This is a genomic window from Natronocella acetinitrilica, from assembly GCF_024170285.1.
Classification (GTDB): domain Bacteria; phylum Pseudomonadota; class Gammaproteobacteria; order Nitrococcales; family Aquisalimonadaceae; genus Natronocella; species Natronocella acetinitrilica.
Genome location: NZ_JALJXV010000006.1, coordinates 310,638 through 332,427 on the forward strand (window position 1 = coordinate 310,638; position 21,790 = coordinate 332,427).

General features: G+C 57.9%; 13 protein-coding genes and 1 tRNA gene. 4 read left to right on the plus strand and 10 right to left on the minus strand.

Annotation, left to right across the window (positions count from 1 at the left end; all coding sequences use genetic code 11):
- Window positions 1-133: 133 nt before the first annotated feature.
- The 3 genes from J2T57_RS13980 (at window position 134) to J2T57_RS13990 (ending at window position 2,261) form a co-directional block, all read left to right on the plus strand.
- Window positions 134-814, plus strand: coding sequence for a GntR family transcriptional regulator (locus J2T57_RS13980; protein WP_253479327.1), 681 nt, complete (start codon window positions 134-136; stop codon window positions 812-814).
- A 16-nt stretch (window positions 815-830) separates the two neighbouring features.
- Window positions 831-905, plus strand: a tRNA-Val gene (locus tag J2T57_RS13985).
- 156 nt (window positions 906-1,061) lie between these two features.
- A complete protein-coding gene (locus J2T57_RS13990; RefSeq protein WP_253479329.1) occupies window positions 1,062-2,261 on the plus strand; it encodes a tyrosine-type recombinase/integrase in 1,200 nt (399 codons plus the stop codon).
- Between the two features lie 182 nt (window positions 2,262-2,443).
- Here J2T57_RS13990 and J2T57_RS13995 read toward each other — a convergent pair whose 3' ends face one another.
- Entirely contained in the window at window positions 2,444-3,388 is a 945-nt protein-coding gene (locus J2T57_RS13995; RefSeq protein WP_253479331.1) for a competence protein CoiA family protein, read from the minus strand.
- A gap of 33 nt (window positions 3,389-3,421) precedes the next feature.
- On the opposite strand from J2T57_RS13995, the gene J2T57_RS14000 reads away from it, so the two are divergent.
- Window positions 3,422-4,441 (plus strand): hypothetical protein, encoded by a 1,020-nt coding sequence (locus J2T57_RS14000; protein ID WP_253479333.1) that lies wholly within the window; start codon window positions 3,422-3,424, stop codon window positions 4,439-4,441.
- A gap of 94 nt (window positions 4,442-4,535) precedes the next feature.
- Here J2T57_RS14000 and brxL read toward each other — a convergent pair whose 3' ends face one another.
- The 9 genes from brxL to J2T57_RS14045 all read right to left on the minus strand — a co-directional run bounded on the left by brxL (window position 4,536) and on the right by J2T57_RS14045 (window position 21,604).
- Window positions 4,536-6,626: a BREX system Lon protease-like protein BrxL gene (gene brxL / locus J2T57_RS14005; protein WP_253479335.1), complete on the minus strand. Its 2,091-nt coding sequence runs from the start codon at window positions 6,624-6,626 to the stop codon at window positions 4,536-4,538.
- Between the two features lie 3 nt (window positions 6,627-6,629).
- A complete protein-coding gene (locus tag J2T57_RS14010) occupies window positions 6,630-9,155 on the minus strand; it encodes a PglZ domain-containing protein (protein WP_253479337.1) in 2,526 nt (841 codons plus the stop codon).
- Between the two features lie 140 nt (window positions 9,156-9,295).
- Window positions 9,296-10,411 carry a Fic family protein gene (locus tag J2T57_RS14015; RefSeq protein WP_253479339.1) on the minus strand — a complete coding sequence of 372 codons (1,116 nt, stop codon included), beginning with the start codon at window positions 10,409-10,411 and terminating at the stop codon, window positions 9,296-9,298.
- Window positions 10,412-10,415: 4 nt separating this feature from the next.
- Window positions 10,416-12,263 (minus strand): DUF262 domain-containing protein, encoded by a 1,848-nt coding sequence (locus J2T57_RS14020; RefSeq protein WP_253479341.1) that lies wholly within the window; start codon window positions 12,261-12,263, stop codon window positions 10,416-10,418.
- Window positions 12,260-16,102 (minus strand): BREX-1 system adenine-specific DNA-methyltransferase PglX, encoded by a 3,843-nt coding sequence (gene pglX, locus J2T57_RS14025; RefSeq protein WP_253479343.1) that lies wholly within the window; start codon window positions 16,100-16,102, stop codon window positions 12,260-12,262. The genes J2T57_RS14020 and pglX overlap by 4 nt, the downstream gene beginning before the upstream one ends.
- Before the next feature lie 3 nt (window positions 16,103-16,105).
- Complete coding sequence (gene brxC / locus J2T57_RS14030; RefSeq protein ID WP_253479345.1) at window positions 16,106-19,756, minus strand: BREX system P-loop protein BrxC; 3,651 nt, start codon at window positions 19,754-19,756, stop codon at window positions 16,106-16,108.
- Window positions 19,757-19,771: 15 nt separating this feature from the next.
- Window positions 19,772-20,344 (minus strand): BREX protein BrxB domain-containing protein, encoded by a 573-nt coding sequence (locus J2T57_RS14035; RefSeq protein ID WP_253479347.1) that lies wholly within the window; start codon window positions 20,342-20,344, stop codon window positions 19,772-19,774.
- Window positions 20,325-21,110, minus strand: coding sequence for a BrxA family protein (locus J2T57_RS14040; protein WP_253479349.1), 786 nt, complete (start codon window positions 21,108-21,110; stop codon window positions 20,325-20,327). Before J2T57_RS14040 ends, J2T57_RS14035 begins: the two co-directional genes overlap by 20 nt.
- On the minus strand, window positions 21,107-21,604 hold the full coding sequence (locus J2T57_RS14045; protein WP_253479351.1) for a BrxE family protein: 498 nt from the start codon (window positions 21,602-21,604) through the stop codon (window positions 21,107-21,109). Before J2T57_RS14045 ends, J2T57_RS14040 begins: the two co-directional genes overlap by 4 nt.
- Between the last annotated feature and the right edge of the window lie 186 nt (window positions 21,605-21,790).

Here is a 21,790-nt window from a genome sequence, read left to right on the forward strand (position 1 = left end):
GGCGTCTGCATAACGAAAATACTCCCGGGAGGATACGTCACGTCCCTCCAATCGGGATCAGGCGTGACGTGCTCGAGGGCTTTTCAACGGGGGAGCGATGGTGAAAAGGAACCGACCCGGACAGGCCAGCCCAATGGTCGAAAGACTCAGACGGGATCTCATCAACGGGCGATTCGCGGCCGGACAAAAACTCGCCATCACCACGCTTCGGGAGACCTACTCCGTTGGCCTCAGCCCCCTCCGCGAGGCACTGAACCACCTCGCCGCAACCGGACTGCTGATACAGGAGACCCAGCGCGGATTCCGCGTACCAGCACTGAGCCTCTCCGAGCTGGAAGACCTCGCCCTGCTCCGCAAGCAACTGGAGTCCACCGCGCTGGAACGAGCGATCGCGCGAGGCGACGCCGATTGGGAATCGGAGTTGCTTGCAGCCGCGCATCGGTTAACGCGGACCACGGAGGGCGACGCGGATCAGGACACCTGGGAGCGGCGTCATTCGGAATTTCACCAGGCACTTGTGTCAGCATGCGACTCACCCTGGCTCGAGCGCCTGATCGCGCAACTGCATGATCATTTCGATCGATACCGACGAGCCGCCACCCCGGACCGAGACATGCGGCGGATACTCGATGGCCATCATGACGAGTTGGTTCGCCTGACATTGCAGCGTGACAGTAAAGGCGCCTGCCAACTGCTTGAGGAACACATCCATCTCGCCCATCAGGCAACCGCATCCGGCGCCACGCAATCGCAGTCTGCGGCGCCCTCCGAGCATGGGCATGCGTCGATTGACAGGCGCCGGAGCGCTCCCTAGAATCCTGAGTTCTTCAGGACGCGTAGCTCAGCGGGAGAGCACTGCCTTCACACGGCAGGGGTCGCTGGTTCAATCCCAGCCGCGTCCACCAAGAAAATCAAGGGCTTGCAGCCATGCTGCGGGCCCTTTTTCTTTTTGGGGACAATCTGGGGACAATTTGGGGACAGTCAGCTTTTTTGAGGCATCCCTTGCCAGCGCCCGCCGTTGAACACTTTCGCCATGTCGACCAACCAGAAGAGGTGTTGACTTGGCAACAATCGAGAAAAAAAGCAGTGGTCGCTGGCGGGCGCGGATCAGGCGCACCGGTCACCCGCAACTCTCTCAGACGTTCACCACGAAGGCAGAGGCCATGCGCTGGGCAAGGCAGGCGGAGGTCGCGCTCGACGGTGGCGCGCATATCGATGGCGGCACCCCCGCGCCTTCCTACCCTGCCCAACCGCCACTCGCCGGGGCACCAGCAGTCGGTAGTAACGGGCCTTCCGGCGAAACCACGCTGGGCGAGTTGCTCGCGCTCTATCGCGATGTGGAATCTCCACAGCATCGTGGCGCGGAGAGCGAGCGCTGGCGCATCAACAGTTGGCTGAGGGATGTCAAGGACGGCGGACTCCCCCTGCGCGACCACATCCTCTGCCTGATTACGCGCCAGCACGTGCAGGCCTGGATCACCACGCGCCTGAAGTCAGTCAAGCCTGATAGCGTCAGGCGCGAACTCGCCCTCCTCCAGGCCGTCGTCTCGCTTGCCATGCGCGACTGGGGCTACGATGACCTGCCCGCCAACCCGTTCCAGCAGGCGCGAAAACCGAAAGCGGGGAAGGGGCGCGTGCGCCGTCTGCGAGAGGACGAGGAAGACTACCTCCGGCGGGCCCTCGACCCACAGGCAAGCCTGCCGGACGGCATCCGCCCCGTCAGGTCGGACCGGCTGCTCCATGTCTTCACGCTGGCCATCGAGACAACGATGCGGCGCGGCGAACTGCTGAAGATCCGCTGGGAGCACATCAACTTCGACACCTGTGTCGTTGACCTGTCGGAGATGGACACCAAGAATGGCGAGCGCCGGTCGGTTCCACTGTCCGAGGCGGCCGTCAACGCACTGCTGGCGCTTGGACGGAAACGCTCGGGACCTGTGTTCCCCACCATGACCGCGGACAGCCTGAGCTGCAGCTGGAATCGCACGCTCAGGCGCGCGCGCCGAATCTACGCAGCCGATTGCAAGGGGAAGGAAACGGAGCCTGACCCGCTCATGCTCAAGGACTTGCGCTGGCATGACCTGCGTCACGAAGGCACCTCGCGACTCTTCGAGTACGGGTTCGAGTTCACCGAGGTCGCCACCGTCACGGGCCACAAGGACGTCCGCATGCTGATGCGATACACCCACCATCGGGCCGCGAACCTGGCCGCCCGCATGCGTGCAGACCCGGAAGGCGGCAACACCAGATCGGGGGACTGAGGCTTGGCGGATGCGGGGCTACCCGCATCCGCCGCCAAGATGGCCAAACCGTGCCGCTCGCTTTCATCCTGGCAAGCGGATCAGGCCATCAAATCGCGGTGGGAAATATGCCGCGAGTGCCGTAGATGAGGCTCGCGCAGACCCCAGGATAAAACCCAACTCCTAGGAAGATGGGTCTCCCACTACCCGATCCGCCTTCCAGGGTTGGTGGCAATATCGTCCAATGCGGAGAGAACCGAATCTCTCGCTTTCAGGGGTAAGAGCCAGTTCTTGAAGCTGGGCTTCCAGGCCCCCCCGAGCGGCTGGACGATCTGCTTAATGAGCCGATTGACTTCCGGATGATACGGTGACCACACGGCGATGCCGAATGGGCGCTCGATGACATCGACAAAGCATCCCCTAACAACGAACCGTGTTCGGGGCGCTTTCGCCTTTCTCGGCTTCGTAGTCGCTTCGGGGACTGACTGCTGATTTGCCGCCGCCAACGCCCGTCGCTGCGCCTCTTCCATGATTTCCTTCGCCCAAGGACAATTGATCCAGCGCTTCCCGTCATGGCCGTCAATGACCGCTTGTTCCAATTGATCCCAAGACCAGGACTCGCGAAGACTGACGTCAAGGGCAATCTCTACCGTGGGAATTCCCAGCTCCTGGATCCTCGTCTCTTTTATGGCATCAATGAAGTGCGTGACCGCCACTTCGACGAACATGGGCTTACCGCCGAGGGTTACAAGCAGATCTGGGCGCAATTCTCGGAAAGCCTTCTCCACATGCACGGCTTCGAAATCAGCCCATGCGGGAAGGAGTTCTGCGGTGGCGGTAGCCTGGCGTCCGTCTGGTAACCTGTGAGTGGCGGTTGCGGTTGCGCCAGGAAGCATCATGCCCTGCCGGCGCAGGATTAACTCCTTGGCCGCCAGGTGCAGAACGGTTTCGGCCGCACCGTCACAGTGGCTCGCCGACGCATGAGCAAAGTGCCAGGCACGCACTTCACCCTGCCGTGCGACGAGTTGTCCGCCGCACACTGGACACGCACATCCACAAGCCTTCCCATTGACGACTTCTAAGACCGAAACCAAATGGCCCTGCTTGTCGATCCCGAACGACTGCAGCAGAATTTCAGACTTCGACATTTGCACTCTCTCCATTAAATGATTGGACACGCGATGAATTCTGCGGAATCAGTCAGGCAGGAACAGGGAAACAACCGGGTTGAAACCGGGATCACCAGAGAGCAGCGTGCCGCGGAGTTGACGCTAGAGGCCTCCAAGAGATGGCCGGAAAACACGCTGGCGGTGGTGCTTCTCCAGGCCCTCTGTCGCCTGACCGTTGCTCGGCCGGACGCTACGGAGGGCTTCACAAGCATCGACCTGTGTGAGGAAGTCGACCGGCAAGCGCGCCGGAGCTGGCTGGCTGACGATCCCTCAAAGACGGTCAGAATTTACTGGAAGAAGCTCACCAAGCTCTGGGAGCAAAAACTGGAAGGGTTGCGACAGAGGTCGTCGGATGCCGCACTGGATGGATTTCCCGACTTGGACCGTCAAGAAGGTGGGGGCACGGGGAACCCCACCCGATATCGACTGATAGTGCGACCATTCCCCGATCAGTCAACGGCTGACTCAGGCGCACCTTCGCCTGTAAATCAGGAGGCTGCGGACATCGTCTACATATGCGAGGATCTGAGTAATCCCGCACTGCTTGCCCGCCTGTTCCACAAGGGCCTCGTGTTCCATGGCTGGCGCCGAGCCGCGGTGCTGACGCTTGTGGCTGCGGCCATGCTGTTCAGTGTCTTGCTGGTAATCCTTTTATTGCTCACGGTCCAGTTCAGCGAGTTGCGCGCCATACTTGTGATGGCGGCTGCCATCGCAGTCATACTCTGGGCCATCTGGGCGTCGCTCGGGCCCATTGTGCGGCTGCCTGACAACCGGGTTGTCATCGCGCCATGGTGGATGCAGTCGGTCCATGATGATCGATTGCTTGTCTGGTGGAAGGATGCGCCCAATGCCCCTCGCATGATCAAGGCCGCCAGATACACTGCGGGATGCCCTCGCTGCGGCGGAGCGGTGGCGGCAAAGAGTGGGCGGATAGAGTTCTGGGGACGAATTGTCGGCCGGTGTGAAGAGGCACCAGAAGAGCACGTCTACACCTTCGACCACATCACCCGAAAAGGCATCCGTCTTAGGTGAAGGGCCGGGATATCCACTGACCTGAACGCATCTGCCAATTCGACCGCACGAAACGCTTTTCGAATGAAGTATCAAGGTGCGTTGGTCGACCGAATTAATCTCCACTTGCGCCTTTAAATATGTCTACCTTCGTCTCCAGACATCGCCGCATGGTCAAGTCGTGGGCTCCGACGCCAAACCACTGATCCGGTTTCTGGTAGAAATCGAGCCCTCGGCCAATCTTGATCACCCAGCCATTGTCGACCCGAATCTCCCGGTCGTGAAGGTTCTCGTTGATCAAAACTTTCAGCTCGATATCCAGTTCCAGGAGGCTTTGTTTCAGTTCTTCCATACGCTCGCTGAGGCCCTTCACGTCGGTATCCGTGTCGTAGCTGGTGGTCAGCACGATCTTCCGTATGGTCGGAGCCTTGATCACGGCCTCGCAGAAACGCACGAAGTTGTGCACCTGGTGATTGGCCCGGATGTATGGGTCTTCGATTTCCACTAGCTTTGCACCACGCAAATACGGCAGCAGCAGCGCCTCATAACTAAAGCCGGTATCCCCGTAATGAATGGTGAAGTGCTTCTCCTCCGGCTCTGGCTCGCCCGGCGGCGGTTCGGTCACGCTCACCTCGGCCGGGACATCGACGATTGGCCTGGGCTCTGGTGCCCCTGACTCGTGTGACGCCGGGGAAGGCGACCCTTCATCGCCATCCTGGTGGATATTGCGTCGACTAGGCTCTTGCGTCGCCAGAGCGCCCCTGGATTCAGGGCAGTAGACCACCACCTCCTCGCCCGCCGGATTGAAATAGGAGAGATTAATGCGCGAGAACTCGTCATCGGTCTTGCGCTTGTTCATCTGCTCCTTGATGCGACGTCGGGCCTCCACGGCGTAGGCAACGTACTCCTCGAACTCCTCATCGCTGGGCTTGCCATCCGGATGCAGGATTTTGAGGAACGCGCAAACAGTCTTCTTAATGCCCTTCTCGTCTCGACCCTCCACCGCGTCACCTAGCCTGACCCGGCTCGACACCTCCTCATAGCGATTGGTCTGCTTGAACTGATAATGGAAGGCTTCGGCCAGGTAGTCGGTGATGAATCCGTAGTTGTTGGTCAGAAACTCACTGCTGTTCTTTGGCATTTCCCAGCCGGGCAGATAGCAGGCAAAGCGATCCTGAATCGCCAGATCGAACTCCTTCGGCAGCGGTTGGAACAGATCGTACACTTCGGAATTGACGATCTGCTCGACCGAGAGATCCAGATTCCCCACATAGGCCATGGATGCCTGGGCAATGACTTCAACCCCTCGTGAGAAACGCCCGTTCGCCATGAAGTCCTTCATGATCTGGATCGTGTCAGGATCCTTGATCTTGATTCCACCAACCTCGTCGAATGCCACCGTATCCCAGAAGCCCACCAGACCGATCTTGCGCCGCTGCACGTTGTAGAAGAGCGTGGCCTTGGTGGCCTGCCCACCGCTAATGAGCGTCGAGTAAGGTGAGAACTCGCTGTAGAAATACGATTTACCGGTCCCCCGCGGCCCTAATTCGATGAAGTTGAAGTTAGGCTCTATCAATGGCGCCAGGCGAGCAATGAAATGAAACTTCACCCGTTTTGACAACTTGCTCGGCTCCAGCCCCACCGAGCGCAGAATCACATCCAGCCACTGGTCACGGCTGAATGCCTCGCGACCCTCACGATAGCGATCGTAATCAAAGCGGCTGAGCTGGATTGGCCTGAGATCTTCGACGAAGAAGGCGTAATCGTCGTCCTCGATCTCGTTGTAGGCAATGGTCACCTCGGCCCAAAGCCCACCCTGCAACAAGCGCTCGTTATCACGATAGAACTTATCGCTGATTGCCACCCGCCGAGAGTCAAAATTCTCCAACGCCGCCCAGTGCCGACGATCCTTCTCAACGTAGTTGACATGCACCTTGTCGATGAAGCGGTGCTTGCCCTTTGTGGCAACGCGAGACTGCGCAGCATTCGCCTCATTGGGCCGCACATAGTTATCGCTCAGCGTATCCAGCACGGCTTCCATGCCGGCCTGGATCTCCTCCGGCTCATCGCTTGCACAGTAGCGTGCCAGCAGGAACTCCAGCACGAAGGTCGGCACGTTCGTGCCCTTCTTGATGCGATGAAGGAGATCCTTTCGCACCACCTTCCCGTCGAATAATGACGCCAACTGCTGGTCGAGGTTATCCATGGCTTACACTGTGTAGTCCGTTTCAAGATCGATCTGGCTGTGGACGGTGTGCGTTTTTGGGTCTAACGCCTTCACCTTGAACCTACCTTCAAATTCCAACTGCATCTTGAGCGTTACCTTCACCGAATCGCCCGCGCGCAGTGTCAGCGTCCCCGTTGCCGGATTCACCTGAGCACCGGCCCTGACTTCACCGACCACATTGCCACGCTTGTCGTGCGCTTCCAGCAGAATCTCGTAACTTCCTTCGCCGGAGAACATGTCGTCAGCCTCCACCGCAACGTCGATAACCGGCACTCGCGTGGTAATCCGGGACGCGCCGCTCTTGTATCCGATGGCCACTCGCGCACGCTTCACACTGGGCTGTTCATGCTGCTTGAGCTGCATCCGTATGACCGGTACAACACACTCCTGCAACGAAACGCCGCCGTGGAAATACTGCAAACCTGAGCGGTAAGCCGCCATGCTTAACGGCGCCGCAAAACGCGTCATGTCGCCGCGCACACCAAGCCGCTCCGCCTCCATCACCAGGTGGTAATCATCGGCAGAGCCATCACCGAGGGTGCAGCGGTCATGCACGATCAGCCAGTCTCCGTGCGGCTTGGCTGCCCTGTCTCCAGCACCAGCATGGGTATTCATGAAGAACCCATGATCGGTGACGATCACCACCTCATTGAACTTGTGCTTGATTAGACGGTGCACCGCCATCCGGATGCGCTTCAGCGCATTCGTGATTTCCGCTGGCGCTGTCTCAGGGTGGTTTTCAAAATGACTGTCGATCTCCACTGACCGCAACACCAGAAGGTCGGTCTCCTCACCGATCTCTTGGCCTTTGTTGCGAACAAATTCCTCAAGGCGCATCTCCGCAAAACGCTGCCCGTAGCGACGCCGGAATACATCCATGCGCTGCGGGACGGATGCAACCGGCTTCCCGTCCAGCAAGGGCATCAAGCCGTCATCACGCCTCTCTACTTCCAGATAGTCACTCGCGCCCGGAAGCAGGCTCGCCATACCCACGGGCGTCACGCTGGGAAGCTGCGCGAGCGCGTAGTGGAGCTGGATCGCGCCGTCCTCGGCTAGCTGTTTCTCCAGCGCAACGCCGAGCTCGTAACGAAGCGCATCAACCATCACGTAAGCCACCTTGTGGCCGTTCTGTTTCAGCGCTGGCGCCACCAAACGATCGAAGACTTCGGAATTGGCCAACATCCCTGGTAATGGCCATCCGGTCTTGGCCAGACGGCGCATGAATACCTGCTGCGCCGCATCGGCCAGCTTGCCGTAACCTCTGCGGGCACCCTGAATCAACCCGGTCATCTCGGCCGCGGTATCCTGCCACTCGTAGTCAGCCACCGCCTGCTCAAACTCGCGATGGAGGCGGTCAACTTCCCGCAGATGCCCCACATAAAAGTGCACCAGGGATTCCATGCTCTCGGCATGCTTAGGGAGTTGGCCCTCTAAATCGTCACAGGCTTGAGATAGAGCCGCTGCCGCCTCTACTAGATACCACTTGGCACGGCTCTCCCCTTTGCCAATCCAGACCGAACGTTCATGCTGGGTAAGAATGAGACGCACACGCTCTAGATCACCCTGCTCATAGGCAGCCTTCGCCTGCGCGAGAAACGTCCGCTCCTCGAACGGGAAGGTATCGCGCAAACCAAGATCGGTGAGCCCTTGGCAATGGGTTGGCAGATCCAGCTCCTGCTCGATTTCTTCGGCTTTTTCGATGTATAGATCCTGGCTGCGGCGATCATTGCGCAGGGCCTCACAAAGAGCCTCAACGATTGGCCGGGCACTCTGCTGCGCCCGTGGAATATCTTCCAGTGCCTCGGGCAGTTCCCCCGGCAGGTCGAAGGCGAATTCGCTAAACAGCACGAATCGCCAAAGCTCCTCCGCAATCGAGGACCAGGTCTTGCCCCGCGTACGTAACTTCAACCCCAATGCTCGGCTGAACAGATCACGCGCTTCAGCCACCCAGGCATCGTTGGCCTTGAGCGCCTTGAGCTGAGACTCACTTGGCGCCAATACGCTCATTAGAATGTCGCGACTGGATTCCGCGTTCAGTAGCGCTCTCAGATTCGGCCAGCCAACCCCGCCGCCAACGGCATCAATGACGGCGAAGTCCGGATTCGGGTCATTCACGAACAGTTGTCGGATTTCGTCGGCGTGCTCGGGTTTCGCCTTCAGGCACAAGGTCTGAAAACTGTCGCCATCTCCATCGGGGAACACAGCGCCGCAGGCTGCGAAAGGAGAGAATGGATCGATTTGTTTTTGCTCGGGCTCCAGTGGCGCTTCGGCGGGCACATACACCAGGAGGCCGGTCGTTTCACCATGCCCCAGAGACTGCAGTGCCCGCATCGCCTGCTCGCGGCTTTCGATACTGTTCTCGGTCGCGTCCACCACCAGACATTTCTCTGACGTCAGGCCCTGGCAGAGACTGCGGTAGCGCCGCTGCGGATCGTAAACCACCACCACAGAATGCTGACGAAGTCGCTCGGCCAGCACCTGCTCCTGAATGTATGCCTCAATACTCATAGGGTTGAGTCTTCCATTCCCCATTTGTGTGCCCACGCTGACCAAACCTGTTCTCGCTCATGCATGAGCTTCATCTTTATTTGTGGATCACTTAATGCTAAAAATGATCCACAAATAAAGTTCTGATGCAAATGTACACCTCAAAACGCCGCTGTGCCCTCAGCGATGTTAAGTAACGCTGGGAAACACAGCACCGCCGAACGCCGCCCGCGCGCCTCCACCAGGTCACGCAACACAGACTCGCGGCGCAAGAGCGACAAGATGCGTTTTGCCGTCGCCTCGGGAATACTGGCACTTGCCACGAAATCCGAACTCTTGAAGATAGGCCGCTCGAAAATCCAATCCAGTGCGTGAATGGCGTACTGTGAGCGCGTCAGCTCCGGCAATTCACGCTTCATCCGCTCATAGAGTTCCAGAATCCGCGTTGCACGCTGCTGGTTCTCTTCGGCCTGGGCTTGAACGGCTATCAGGAAAAAACGACACCAGCCTGTCCAGTCGCTGTCACGTGACACGGCCAACAACCGATCGTAGTACTCATCACGGTTGGTCTCGAAGAAAGCGCTGATGTAAAACATCGGCCGCTGAATCAGCCCCGACTGCCACATGAATAACGGCACTAGCATGCGGCCGAGGCGGCCGTTGCCGTCCAAGAAGGGGTGCAGCGCCTCAAACTCGGCATGCAGTATGGCCAACTGCACCAGTTTGTCCGGCACCTCGCCATGAGCATAACGCTCCCAGGTACTCATCGCATCCGGCAGCTTGTCGGCTGAGATAGGCACAAAGCGCGCCTGCTCGACGCTGCAGCCCGCCGGGCCAATCCAGTTGGGTATGCGGCGATAGTGACCCGGTGATTTGCCCTGTCCGCGCACACCTGAAAGCAGCACCTTGTGCGCCTCCAGGATTACGCGCTGGGAGAGTGGTAGCTCCTGCAGCATGCCCTCCGCATGACGAACGGCGGCGCGATAGTTCTGGATTTCCTGAATATCCGCCCGGCGATCGGCACTGAGGTCCGCCTTATCGCCCTCGGCCTCGTACTCAAGCACCTCCCCCATCGTGGCCTGGGTGCCTTCGATGCGCGAGGACAGCACCGCTTCCTGGGTCGTCAGCGGTGAGAGCAGCACCGCCGCATTGGGAATCGCTGCCAGGGTCCCGTCATAGCGTGCCACGGCGGCAGAGGCTGGCCCCAGCAACGGGATCAGCAACGACCAGTCGAGCTGCTTCGGCGGAAAATCACCAAGGTGATAGTGAACCGGCATGCCCTCAGCTCTCCACCTCTGTGGACTCCTGCCACAGCTTATGGAGATCGGGGTGCAGCCCTTCCGCAAGGTACTCGACGACCCAGGCAACACGCCGTGCCCGGTCCCTGAGGAAAGCATTGTAATCCTGCTGCAGCCTCTCCCTTTCAGCCTGCTGCTGCAAATCCCCGAATTCGGCCTTGGCCAGCAGGTCATAATCGATCAGGTGCGTCTTCATGCGCTGGCGCACGGCATCCTCGCCCGCCCAGCCGACCCGCTCTTCCAGATAGGCCAGCGGGTCCTTACGCCCGATCACACGGTTGGTCTTCCAGGTGATCAAGGCGCAATTCAGCGCCAGAAAGCTGGGGATCTCCGCCTCCTGCAGCAAGGCGTCGGGGAACACATGGTGATACTCCCGCTTCTGCAGGTTGTCGTAGGTGGCGGGCTGGTTATCGGCGAAGTCCCGAGCCTCAAGATACGTGGTCACCGCCATAATGCCTCTGGCTTCGATCCCCTTTGCCTTCGGCCAGCCAGCCGCCATCAACTCATCCGTCGTCGCCAGGGGGTAGTGATCACGATCCAGCACGGGCACCTGCTTGATGTGCGTCTCATCAAATTGAAGGTTCTGCAGCACCGCTCGAAGGGCTTTGAAGTCGGCATAGGCCCGCGTCGGTGCTGAGTTTTCGTAACGATCCGTGAAAAACGCCGACCAGAGATACCGCTGCAGCAGGGTTTCCGCCTTTCCTCGATAATCGCCATCATCGGGGATCAACTGATAACAAGCCGCAATTACTGACAACACAGCATTGGTCGGTAGCCTAGCCGCATCGTATACACCCTGGCTGGCCAGAAAATCCGCCATCCGTTCCAGCCCGCGCTCAAGATGCCCCCAGTTGTCCACGAGCACCTGTTTGTTCATCTCAATCATGCCGCGGTTGTTCGGCACCTTGTCCTGCAGCAGTGCGGAGGTCGAGAGAATCAGATCCCGTAGCTCGGCGTAGCGCTTGGCATGGGGGCAATGGGCATCAAGCATGGCCTCCAGATCGTGCAAGGAATTGCCTGCCACGCTTTCCACTTCAGCAACAATGATGTCGTACAGGGAAAGCGGCTTGCTGTTGGTGTTCATGTTGATGAACACCTGCAATGCCACTTCCTTCGGCGTTGACGACGGCAAAGCCAGGTAGGGAAGGTTGAAATGGGTCACACGCTCTCTCAGGCGATTAATCTCGCCCTTTAGCTTCTCCTGTCGCTCCATATAGGCTTCGAGCTTCTGGTAGGCGTCATCCTCACTGCCGGCGGGCTTAAGGTGGCTCGTTGCTTTCGCTAGCCAATCGGAAATTTCCGGACTCATATCGCCCGGGCGAAGCAGTGATATGGGGAACAATCCTCTCTCGAGAATATACCGAGGGTCATCCGCCCAGAGCGGCATACGCCGCCCCTGCTTGTCATACCAGCGAGGCTTCAAGAAAACCTGCACATCCTCGCCAGGCGCACCCGACTGCGTATCAAACTCGGGGTGATAAACGAAGAACGTTTCATACTCGTAGTTGTTGTGCATCGCCCGCCAGAAGGCCGTCAGGCGTTGCTGGCCATCCAAAAGATGCTGGGTCACCGTCCCCTGCGTCGCGGGTTTTGCGCCGCTGATATAGCGGGACACAAACTTCTCATTCTGATTACCGTCAACCTGCAGAATCAGCACCACTCCCATCGGCAGATTGTTAATCACGGTATCCAAAAAACTTGTGATTCTGTTGCGGTCCCAAGCTTCCATTCTCTGGAAGCGCGGCAGCTTGATCGAGCCGCGCTGGATATCGTGAAACCATTCGCCAAGGCTGCGATCATGCGCCTTGCTGGACTGCACCATGATGCTCATTCACTGCTCCCTGTGCTTTTCCTCCGCCCAATCGTCTTCTTGGACGCCGGCTCTTGTTCGACGTAGAGGCGCTCCAGGTCGTGGGCGATGGCAAGCGACTTGTCGGTAACGCACTTCTCGCGCACCCGCTCCGGCCAGTAGGCCATGGCCAGATGGGCCCAGTCGTAGTCACCCTGCTCAAGCTTGTCCCAGGTATCTTTAAGAACTTTTTGCCAAGGCTTAAAGTCAATCAACTTCCATAATGGCGCTGCCGAAATCTGCACTCCATCATTAACATTGGGCCGATATTTCTCCGCGATCTCCAAGAGCTCATCGCGAAATTCAGCCAACTCCTCACGCAATCCTTTAATTCTCTCAACCTCCTTGGAGGTCGAGACGCCAAGGCTACCAGAATTCGAAATAATGTCTCGAACATCACTATCTATCTGATGAAGCCTTGGGTTAACAAAATCATTTATAGCCACATATAAAGTCTGACTCGTGACATTTCTAAAATAAATCCACAAAGAGTAGCTTCCCGATCTCGTGGAAATCTGCCAATAAAGTGGCGCAGCTTTTTTCGCTGCAGTACAGTCCCTTACATGCTGGCTAAAAAACTTCTCTCTCAGATAGTGATCATAACCCTTACTATCACCAAGACCACTCGCCGCTTCTGACAAAAGAGTTGATGAATCAAAACCTAGATAGCAAGACGTAACATCCAAAACGCGCTTATAAATATTATCAGACTGGTTTGCATCACCAGATAAAATACCTATTTCCAGCGCGTCTATTTCTCTTTCTTTTGAACCCCCTCTACAGAAAGAGCCTCCACATGAGCACGAAAACTTGTACCTTTTAAAAGCCATGCTCAATGCATATGAGAATATTTTACTCGCTAGACCAGGGGCGTCATCAACCTTGAAAAGAGGGTGAACCATATCCTCGATAACTTCAACAACAGATTCTTCTAAAGAAGAAAGATCACCTTCACTAACATCACCTGTGTAAGCATATAGTCTTCTTATAAATTTATCCAACTCCCCTTTCAGGATCCGATACTCATTTTCAGCCTTTAATTTTACATCATAGATCACACCCACAAACTGATCGAAATCATTTACTTTTGGAAAAGCAGACTCAAGATAAAAATCCGGACACATCTCATCGTATGCCTGCAAACCATGCAGCAACCTAACTATCTCTTTAGAGCGCGAGCAAATAAACTCAAAGTCATCATTTTCAGCATTTGGGAAAGGAACAGACTTTATATAACCAAGCTCGTACTTAAGAGTCTGCCCATCACCTCTCGTACCTCGCGGCATAAGAAGACTCAAAAGAGAGAGATATGTCGGACTGTTGAGAACAGCCAAGCTATAATAATTCCCCTCTGGATTCTCATCAATAATTGCCGGCCCCGAATTTCCAAAAACTGAGCCTTCAGGCAGAATCCAAAAACTACCAACTTTGTGAGGCCGTGATGACCATGTCACTCCTGGCTGAAAATATTTATCGTAGCCATTTAGTTGTGCAGTCCAGTGTGGAGAAAAACCTTTCTTAGCACGATAATCAACAAGAAAATACTTTAACTCCTTAGCCGACTCTTTCCAATTAATCCTTATCAAAAAGTTACCTACAAAAGGCTGATAAGTTCCGGCCTTTGAAATATTTTGGTAGCCTTGTTCTCCTTCGACTTCCCACCAAAGCCTAGTAAACCTAAAATCATCTTGAGTGACAGCACCAATATACCCATCTCTTGCCCCATCACTGATCAATACACCTTTTGAAAAAAGCCCGAGAATCTCTGGCGACACCCAATAAATAAAGGGGGACCTTTTTATGCTAGAAAATAAAGTTATATCGATTTCATAAAATGAAAAACTTCTGACAAGATGTAGAATGGCATTCTCACCACCTTTCGCTTCTAAGCCTCTCACATCCCCGAAATATGATTTTTTACGATCAGAATGGAAGCAGACTGCACTTGTTTCTACAAGAGCGTCCAGCACACCCTGCCCAAGGTCAACAAAATGCGCACTCCCAACCCTTTCTATCAATCTTTCACGCCAAGCTGTCAAGTAAGTTAAAAAATAAGGGGTTCTGGTCATCAAAACCCCTACCGAACCTCCTTGAGTCAACTCAAGTGCACGATCAACAAAAGCAGTAGACACATCATGCTTAGCACCAGGATAGATCTTTTTATCTAAGAGCTTATCAGCTGCGACGGTGTCACCAAACGGCGGGTTCATGACTACCACATCAAAGACCGCTCGACAGAGATCAATCATCCTCAGGCCCTGCAGGGCATCCTGGGCAAAAAGGCGGCTCTGGTAGGTGGCGCCGGCTTCCTCGGAGAACTCGACCAGGGCCCGGCGCAGGCGCTCCTCGGCCTTCTGCCAGGTCTCCTGCTCCTGCTCGGCGAAGAGGTCGCTGCCCTTGCCCACATAGACCTGACGAATCAGCGCAGGGAGCTCCTTCTCGGCGCGCAGCAGCACGCCTAGTTCGGGCAGGCCCTTGAGCATCTGCAGGGTCTTCTCGAAGAGCTCGGCATCCTGGCGATCCAGGCGGGCCATTAAGGCCTCGCGGAGTTCCTTCTCGGCGGGCGGGGCCACCGCGGCGATGACGTTGCCCTGCCCAACATCCGGGCGCTCCATGGCCTGCACACCGCCCTCGTGCCAGGCGCGCTGGGCGCGCAGCCACAGCGCCAGCGAGGCGATTTGGGCGGCGCGGGGGTCGATATCCACCCCAAAGATGTTGTGCTCGATGATCAGTCGCGGCACGTCACGCAGCAGGGCCTCTTCATCGGCATAGGTATGGCAGAGCGGTTCGAAACCCGCCTCCGGCTGGGTGGAGACGTCCAGCGAGCCGGGGCCGTGCTGCTGTTCCCGCTGCCAGGCATCGCGGTAGATCTGCAGAAAGAGATCGAAGGCGTAGAGGCCGAAGTGCATGGATCCACAGGCCGGGTCCAGCAGCTTGAGGGTGCGCGGATCGCGCAGCTTGACCCCGGCCTCAGGCTGCTCGTCCGGCTTGACCAGCAGATACTGACAGCTGTCGCGCAGCGGCGTGGTGCCGCCGGTGGCGTTGAACCACTGACGGCCCAGGGTGTTGTCGACCAGGAACTCCACCACATAGCGGGGGGTGAAGAACTGGTTGCGCACCGCCAGCTCACGGCTGTTGCGCGGGGCCTGGCTGGCCTTGCGCATCGCCTTGCGCTCTTCCTGGCTGTTGAAGTACTGGTAGATCCAGCCGATAGTCTCGTCGAGTGCCCAGAGCCGCTCGATTTCGTGATGATTGAGCAGCTCGAGCAGAGCGTTCAGCGCCGTCTCCCGGGGGAAGAGCCGCCCCTGGGGCGCGAAGCGGTCGAACAGCGCCGGCAGGTCGATGGCAAACTCGTCGAACAAGCTGAACAGGAAGGTCTGGTAGGCCTCCCCGGTCTCACCCAGGGCGGTGCCCGCCAAGTGGCGATAGAGCTCGAAGGCCTGGGACTGGGAGCCCTTGCTGACTGACTGCAGCAGCAGGCCACGCGCCTCCATCATCATCAGCGCCGCCAGGCGGTTGAGCACGGTGAAGGCCTGCTCGCGGATGATGCGGTCGATGGCGGCCTGACGCTGGGCTTTGCTTGGGTGCTCCCCCGCCATCTCGCTTGCCAGGTAATGGCTCAGCGTCTCACGCAGTAATTCGGCAGTGTGCCGCTCGCGGTCGCTCAGGTGGGTGAGGCGTTCGAGCGCAGTGATCTCGCCGCTCTTGGGATCCAGGCCATACGTTTGCTGTAACTGCAGGGTAAACTCTTCGGTTAACTGCTTACGGCAGTCGCTAACCAGTCTCTGCAGACGATTGCGGGTGGCTTGATCAAAGGCCATGCCTCACTCCCTATCCGAATCGTCGATTGCCAGGTTGAGCTCGAAGGCATGGGCGTACTTGAGTTCACCGCGCAGTTTCTGCAGCTCCCGGATGACGCTATCCAACTCATCCAATGAACGAATTTTTGCCCGAGTCTGTAATCGGCGATTGAGTACCGGTTTGCTCTCCTTGCAACGCGCCTCCAGCGCTTCCTGTTCCTCGCGTACCCGCTGTTGCTGTCGTTCGCGACCAACGTGCTCCACGCGTTCTTTGAGCGATGTTACCGCGCTCTGCAATTCGTAATCCCGGTTTACCAAAGCACGCAAGCCGTTGATGTCCGGCTCCGTGTCCAGGACCAATTCATCCAGACTGGCGAGCAGCTCCTGTTGCTCCTGCTGGGTCAGTTCGGGCCACTCGGGGACGCGCTGCAACTCCTGCTCCGCCTGGCGTAAGCGACGTTGCTGCGACTCCCGCATGCCCTCGGCGGCCTGACGAACCTTGCCTCGTAGCTCAGTCAGCCGGGTGTTGAAATCCGAGGCATAGCGGTGGGCCTCACTGGACGCCAGCCTTGTCGACAGGTCTTTTAGCGGTTCCGCCAGCTCCGCTTTCAGCTCACCAGGCGCGCCGCTGCTTGGCAGCCCATCAATTGCGCGTGCCAGGTCGCCAAGGTCGCGCAGTGTGGTTTCCAAGCCTTGATCCAAGGCATTTTTGAGCTCCGCCGCCCAGGTCAGCGCGTCGTATAAGCTGGATTCCTCGCGTCCCAAGCGCTGCGGGGCATCAGAGCCATCGGTGAGCAGAATGTCCGCCATTTCACGGCCCATGGCCTCCAGACGGTCGTCGCCGGGTAAACCTAGCGACTGCAAACGCCCCGCGAGCGATGCGTAGCGTTGCTGAAGCAGCGGGAAAATTTTCGTGGCAGCTTTACTGATGGAATCTTCCAGGGGAACCACCCTGTCACCGCTTAGGTCAGTAAGACGCGTCGCCGCCAGGGCCAGCATTTCCATCGATGGGCGATCTTCTCGCAGGGAAATACCAACGTTCTTGAACGTGTTGTTGTTCTTTAACGCATCGATGGCTTGTTGCCCGTTGACCGTGACCTCCCGGCCGGACACTTTCAATTTGATGACGCCACCGAGAAGCATGCCCGCCACCAGATACCGCAAGGTGTCCTGCGACCAACCGAAGGGCGCGTCACTGAAACGGCTTGCCAGGCTTTTTCCATCCACCGAGCCGACGCGATCAATCTGATCGCGGATGCTGATCAGCGCTCTGTGATCGATGTTGATGCTGGTCTGGCCACCCTGCTGAACCACCAAACCCATCGGATCGGTTTTGGCGGTCGTGCCGCTAAGGTTTCCCACGCGCAGGAAGCGCTCTGCGACATCACTCTGGACACGCTCAGGCGCTTCGCTGTAGCGACTGAACACTTGCCCTGCGACGCCGGCAAGCTGCTTCCGAGCGGCTTCGGTCAAGTCACTGGCGAGACCCTCCACGGCAGTGGTTTGCCCACGGAAAATGAACGAGCCCTGGAGCAGGCTGCGCTTAATCAACCGCTGGAGGTTTGCACCCAACCGACTGGCCCGCTCCAGTTGGGCTCGGCAATAGTCGCGCACCTCCTGGTCGGGATCGTGCCGGAACTTGGCATCAATCTCCTGACAGCGATAGATGTCGGCGGCCAGTTCGTCGAGGTCGGGGCTTTTGCGGCCCACCAGGTAGATTACGTTCTCGTTTGTCTTGACCCGGGAATCATCCTGCAACCGTGAGCGGGCCGCCTCATAGTCGGTGGGTTCGACCAGTTCGACCACTGTTTGAATGGGGTGACGATCACCCGCCAATGAGACTGGAATACCCTCGGGGCCCTGAGTCCTGAGGCCACTTTGCACCGACAATGAACCGTGCAGCTGGACGCTGGGCAAGGGCGAAAACACCTCCTCCAGTGCCCTGTTGAGGATGCGCTTCAATTCAACTGCACGAAGCGGAATCTGCGTGCGCTCCTGCTCAATATCGTTCAGCTTCTCGCTGAAGAAGCACAGGAATCCGTCCTGCTCGCCGAAGGGGACGATCGGGTCAGCGATTAGTTGCTCGATAGCGGCATTCACCCCATCGGCCTGACTACCGTTTGCCACGTCGGCGTGGATGAGGCTGGCCACGTTGCGCCGGGTGATCGGCAGATTGCCGAGGATCTGCAGAACGGCCACCGCCTTGGCGATGCGCTTTTCCAGTTCCGAGTCCGGGAAGCGAGTCTTTGTGACGGTGTTGACGGCTTTGTGCCAATTGGGAAAGGCGCGTTCGATGTCCTTTTCGAGGGCGTCGTAGAGGGTAACCGTGGTCGCCAGCCAGCCCACCGGCTGCTGAGCCACCGGCACGCGCTTGCCATCCCCTTCGATCAGAATGTCCTGAATGACCTTGATGGCCGACCGCAACCCGATGCCGCCAGTGGAGCGCGCCAAGGCGCCGAGCAGGTGCAACAGGATGTCGAAATGGGCTGGCAAGAAGGGGTAAAGATCGATGAAGGTCTGGCGGTCGAAGTCAGCGCCGTAGGCCCGGGCATCCTCCAGCTTGGTGTTGTGGCGGAGCGCCTGGCCGTGCTGATCGAAGAGTTCGCCTAGTTGCTTGCCACCCTCCGGAGACTTGCCGAGCAGGCGTGTGTAGCAGATCTCCTTGATGTCATCGGCCTCGAGGTCGATACCGATGGGAAAGCGGTCCTTGAGCTTGAAGAGTTCGGGCGAGTTGAGCGAGGCGCGTGGGTCATCTTCGGTCAAGGTCTGTTGCCCGGTGCCGATCAGCCACACTTTGCCCTCGCCCTGGGCCTTGATGTTCTTAGCCAGGCCATCCAGGTTCAGAATGAGCGTTTGCCGCGCACCCACGTACTGACCAACCTCGTCCACAATGAAAATGATGTGCTCCTTGCCGGAGTGCTCACGCACAATCTCGAGCATTTCCTGAACGCGATCATTCTCGAAGCGGATCACGTCGCTGGTGGCCGTATTGAAGGCGTTTGGGGTCGTGAACAGGGCGGGATACAGTTTGTGGGCAATCTCGGGGATCAGGCTATCGACCACCAGTTCATCGTTCCGGTAATCACGCCACGATTCCCCGCGCGTGTTGTCTTCGAAAAGATTTAGGAATTCCTCGTAGCGCCCCTCCTGTTTCAGCCGGCGCTCTAATGCCGCCACCTTGAGGTTGCGTGAGTAGCCCGCCCATTGCAGCACCTTGTAGTAGAGGACGCTGGAGACCTCTTCCATCGTGGCCCCGCTGACCTGCTCGGTGGCCAAGTCCAGCATCAAAACGGCAGCCGGGAAGCGCCTTGCCACAGTGCTCAGGAGCTGGCGCGTGGTGGTGTTCTTGAGGCGATCCTGGAGGTGCTGGCGAAACGGCACGCCGTCGATGGTTACGCTATCGTCGAAAGCCAGGCCCATATATTTGGTGAAGGAACTCTTGCCCGAGCCGTAGAAACCAGAGACCCATACGCCGACCTCATTCTCCCCGCCTGCCTCCATGGCCGCCTGCATCTTGGTGAGGAGCTGGTTGAACTGTTCGTCGATGGCATCGGTTACCACGTACTCGGCGATTTCCTTGCGCAGGCGTTCCTCCTGAGAGACGCCGTAGGCAATCACCTTCTCGATGCTGCGGTAGATGTCGCGGCTGGGATCGAATAGCTGTTTGATTTCCATCTATGAACTCCTTCTCTACCCGCCGACGTGGACCGACCGATAGTTGCCATCTTCCGGGTAGAAGCCCAGGAACTTGAGGCGTGTCTTGCCAGTGCGCACCCCGGGATACAGAAACACTGTGGGCACATGGAAGCGCCCCTGAAGTTGTCCTTCAATCACCCCGATACGCATGTAGGGGTGCAAGGCTTCCAGATCGGTGACGAGCAGGATGCTGCCTGGCTTGTCTTCGAGCTCCGAGAGTCTGGCTTCAAGCCGCTGCTGCAGAGCGCCATTGGCCACCGCGTTGGCGAGAGATGCATTCGTCTTCTTCCAGTCCTGCGGGTTACGCTGATCGGCGGCCAGCCAGATATTGCGCATTCTTGCCTGGGTGAGGATCTCATCCACGGCCTCGGCAATTGAGAACGTATGGACATCCCAGCCCTCGTTACGCAGCCGGCTCTGCCAGGCGGGCAGGTGGCGTTTCACATCCAGGATCTGCTCGGGCCGAAATACCAGGTAGAAAACGGGTTCGAAGCTGGCATGGCCGAACTCACGACCGTGCCGAACCCGCTCCATCAGCTCGTTGAAGTCAGTATCCAATGAGGACATTGACCACCTCCTCCATATTCTTGTACTGCCAGCTGATGTGAGTGACATCCCCCGCAGCTTGCAAGATCAAGTGCCCATCCAGTGACAAGCGCTTGAATTGATCGCGCACGTCGGCACGCTCAAGGCCGAAGAGTTGCCAGTCAGGATGATTCAGTACCTGGTTGTCGCCTAGCCCTTGGAACTTGAGGTCATAGGCCAGGTAGGTCCCAACCCGGCTGACAAGACGCAGCGAATAGAGCCGCCGCGACCCGCTGCGGCGAGTTTCGATCAAGCCGAAGTCAGCGCAAGCGCTTAGTAGGTAACCGGACACGCGGCTGACGGTGCTCTCGGACCACTGCTTCTGGGTTTTCCCCTCCCTCACCGCGTTTTCCACGAACCTCACTGCATCTTCACGGCTGAGGCTATCCCGCCCGGAGACATAACGTGGCCAGTACACGTCACGGATAAAGTCGGCCAGGATGGCGTTGGCCCTGGCAGTGTGGAGCATGAATACCTGCAGACGCTCATCACGCTCCAGACAAGGAAGCAGACGCTTCAAATTCTCGGCAACACCTGGATGCCGCAGGTAGCGAGGCGCGAAGCACTCCCGAACGATGTTGTCCAGCCGGCGAGCCGAGACCAGGGGGAACATGCCGGACTCAAGCGCCTTGGCGAACAGTTGGCGGGAGCGCATACCCGGCTCAAAAAGTTCGAACAACCGCTGTGTCTCGTCGATCAGGCCTAGCCCAGCCTGCAATTGCGTGGTGTAGATGGGAGACTCGGTCAATGCGCCTCCCGAAGGTATGGAAAGGTCTGGATACCCTTGCGAAACGCATCAAGGTAAAGGCCCGCTACGGTTGGCAGGTGCTCCTCGAGGTTGCCGCCGAAATCTCCGACGAGCAACGGCCCTTCCTGTGCCTTCTGGGGGCTCGCAAGCACTTCTAATCGAGCTTGAACGTGCTCGACAGAACCCGTGTGCTCAAAGTGCGCCGCGCCTTTCTCACGATCAGCGACCAGGCTGGCCGCACTCTGCTCGAAGCCCTCTGGCAGGTGGAATAGATGCAGCGTTCGGCCAACGCCAATACGCTCATCATGAACGCGACGCGCAGCCTCTAGCACCCCATGATACTGAGCTTGCTTCGCCGAGCGCCCGAATACCGGGCTGAGAAAAGCTTCGGCGGTCGGTGCGAAAAAGTTTGACGCCCACCAGGCTGGCTCCTGCTCACCGAGATAGCCCACAAGCACCCGCAGCTCGATCAGCGTTGTCGCGTCTTTGATCATCCTGCCCTCAACAATTTGACTGACCTCTCCGGAACCGTCACACGCATCATCCCGATCTTTTTCGAACCGTGGCGTCTCGACGGAGACTACACCAAGACACTCTCATAGCGTCGCGTGTCTTGGCATCATGTTACGAAATCGGGACATGGTTCACGCATGACAGCTTCGTGGCGATCGCGCCTCATA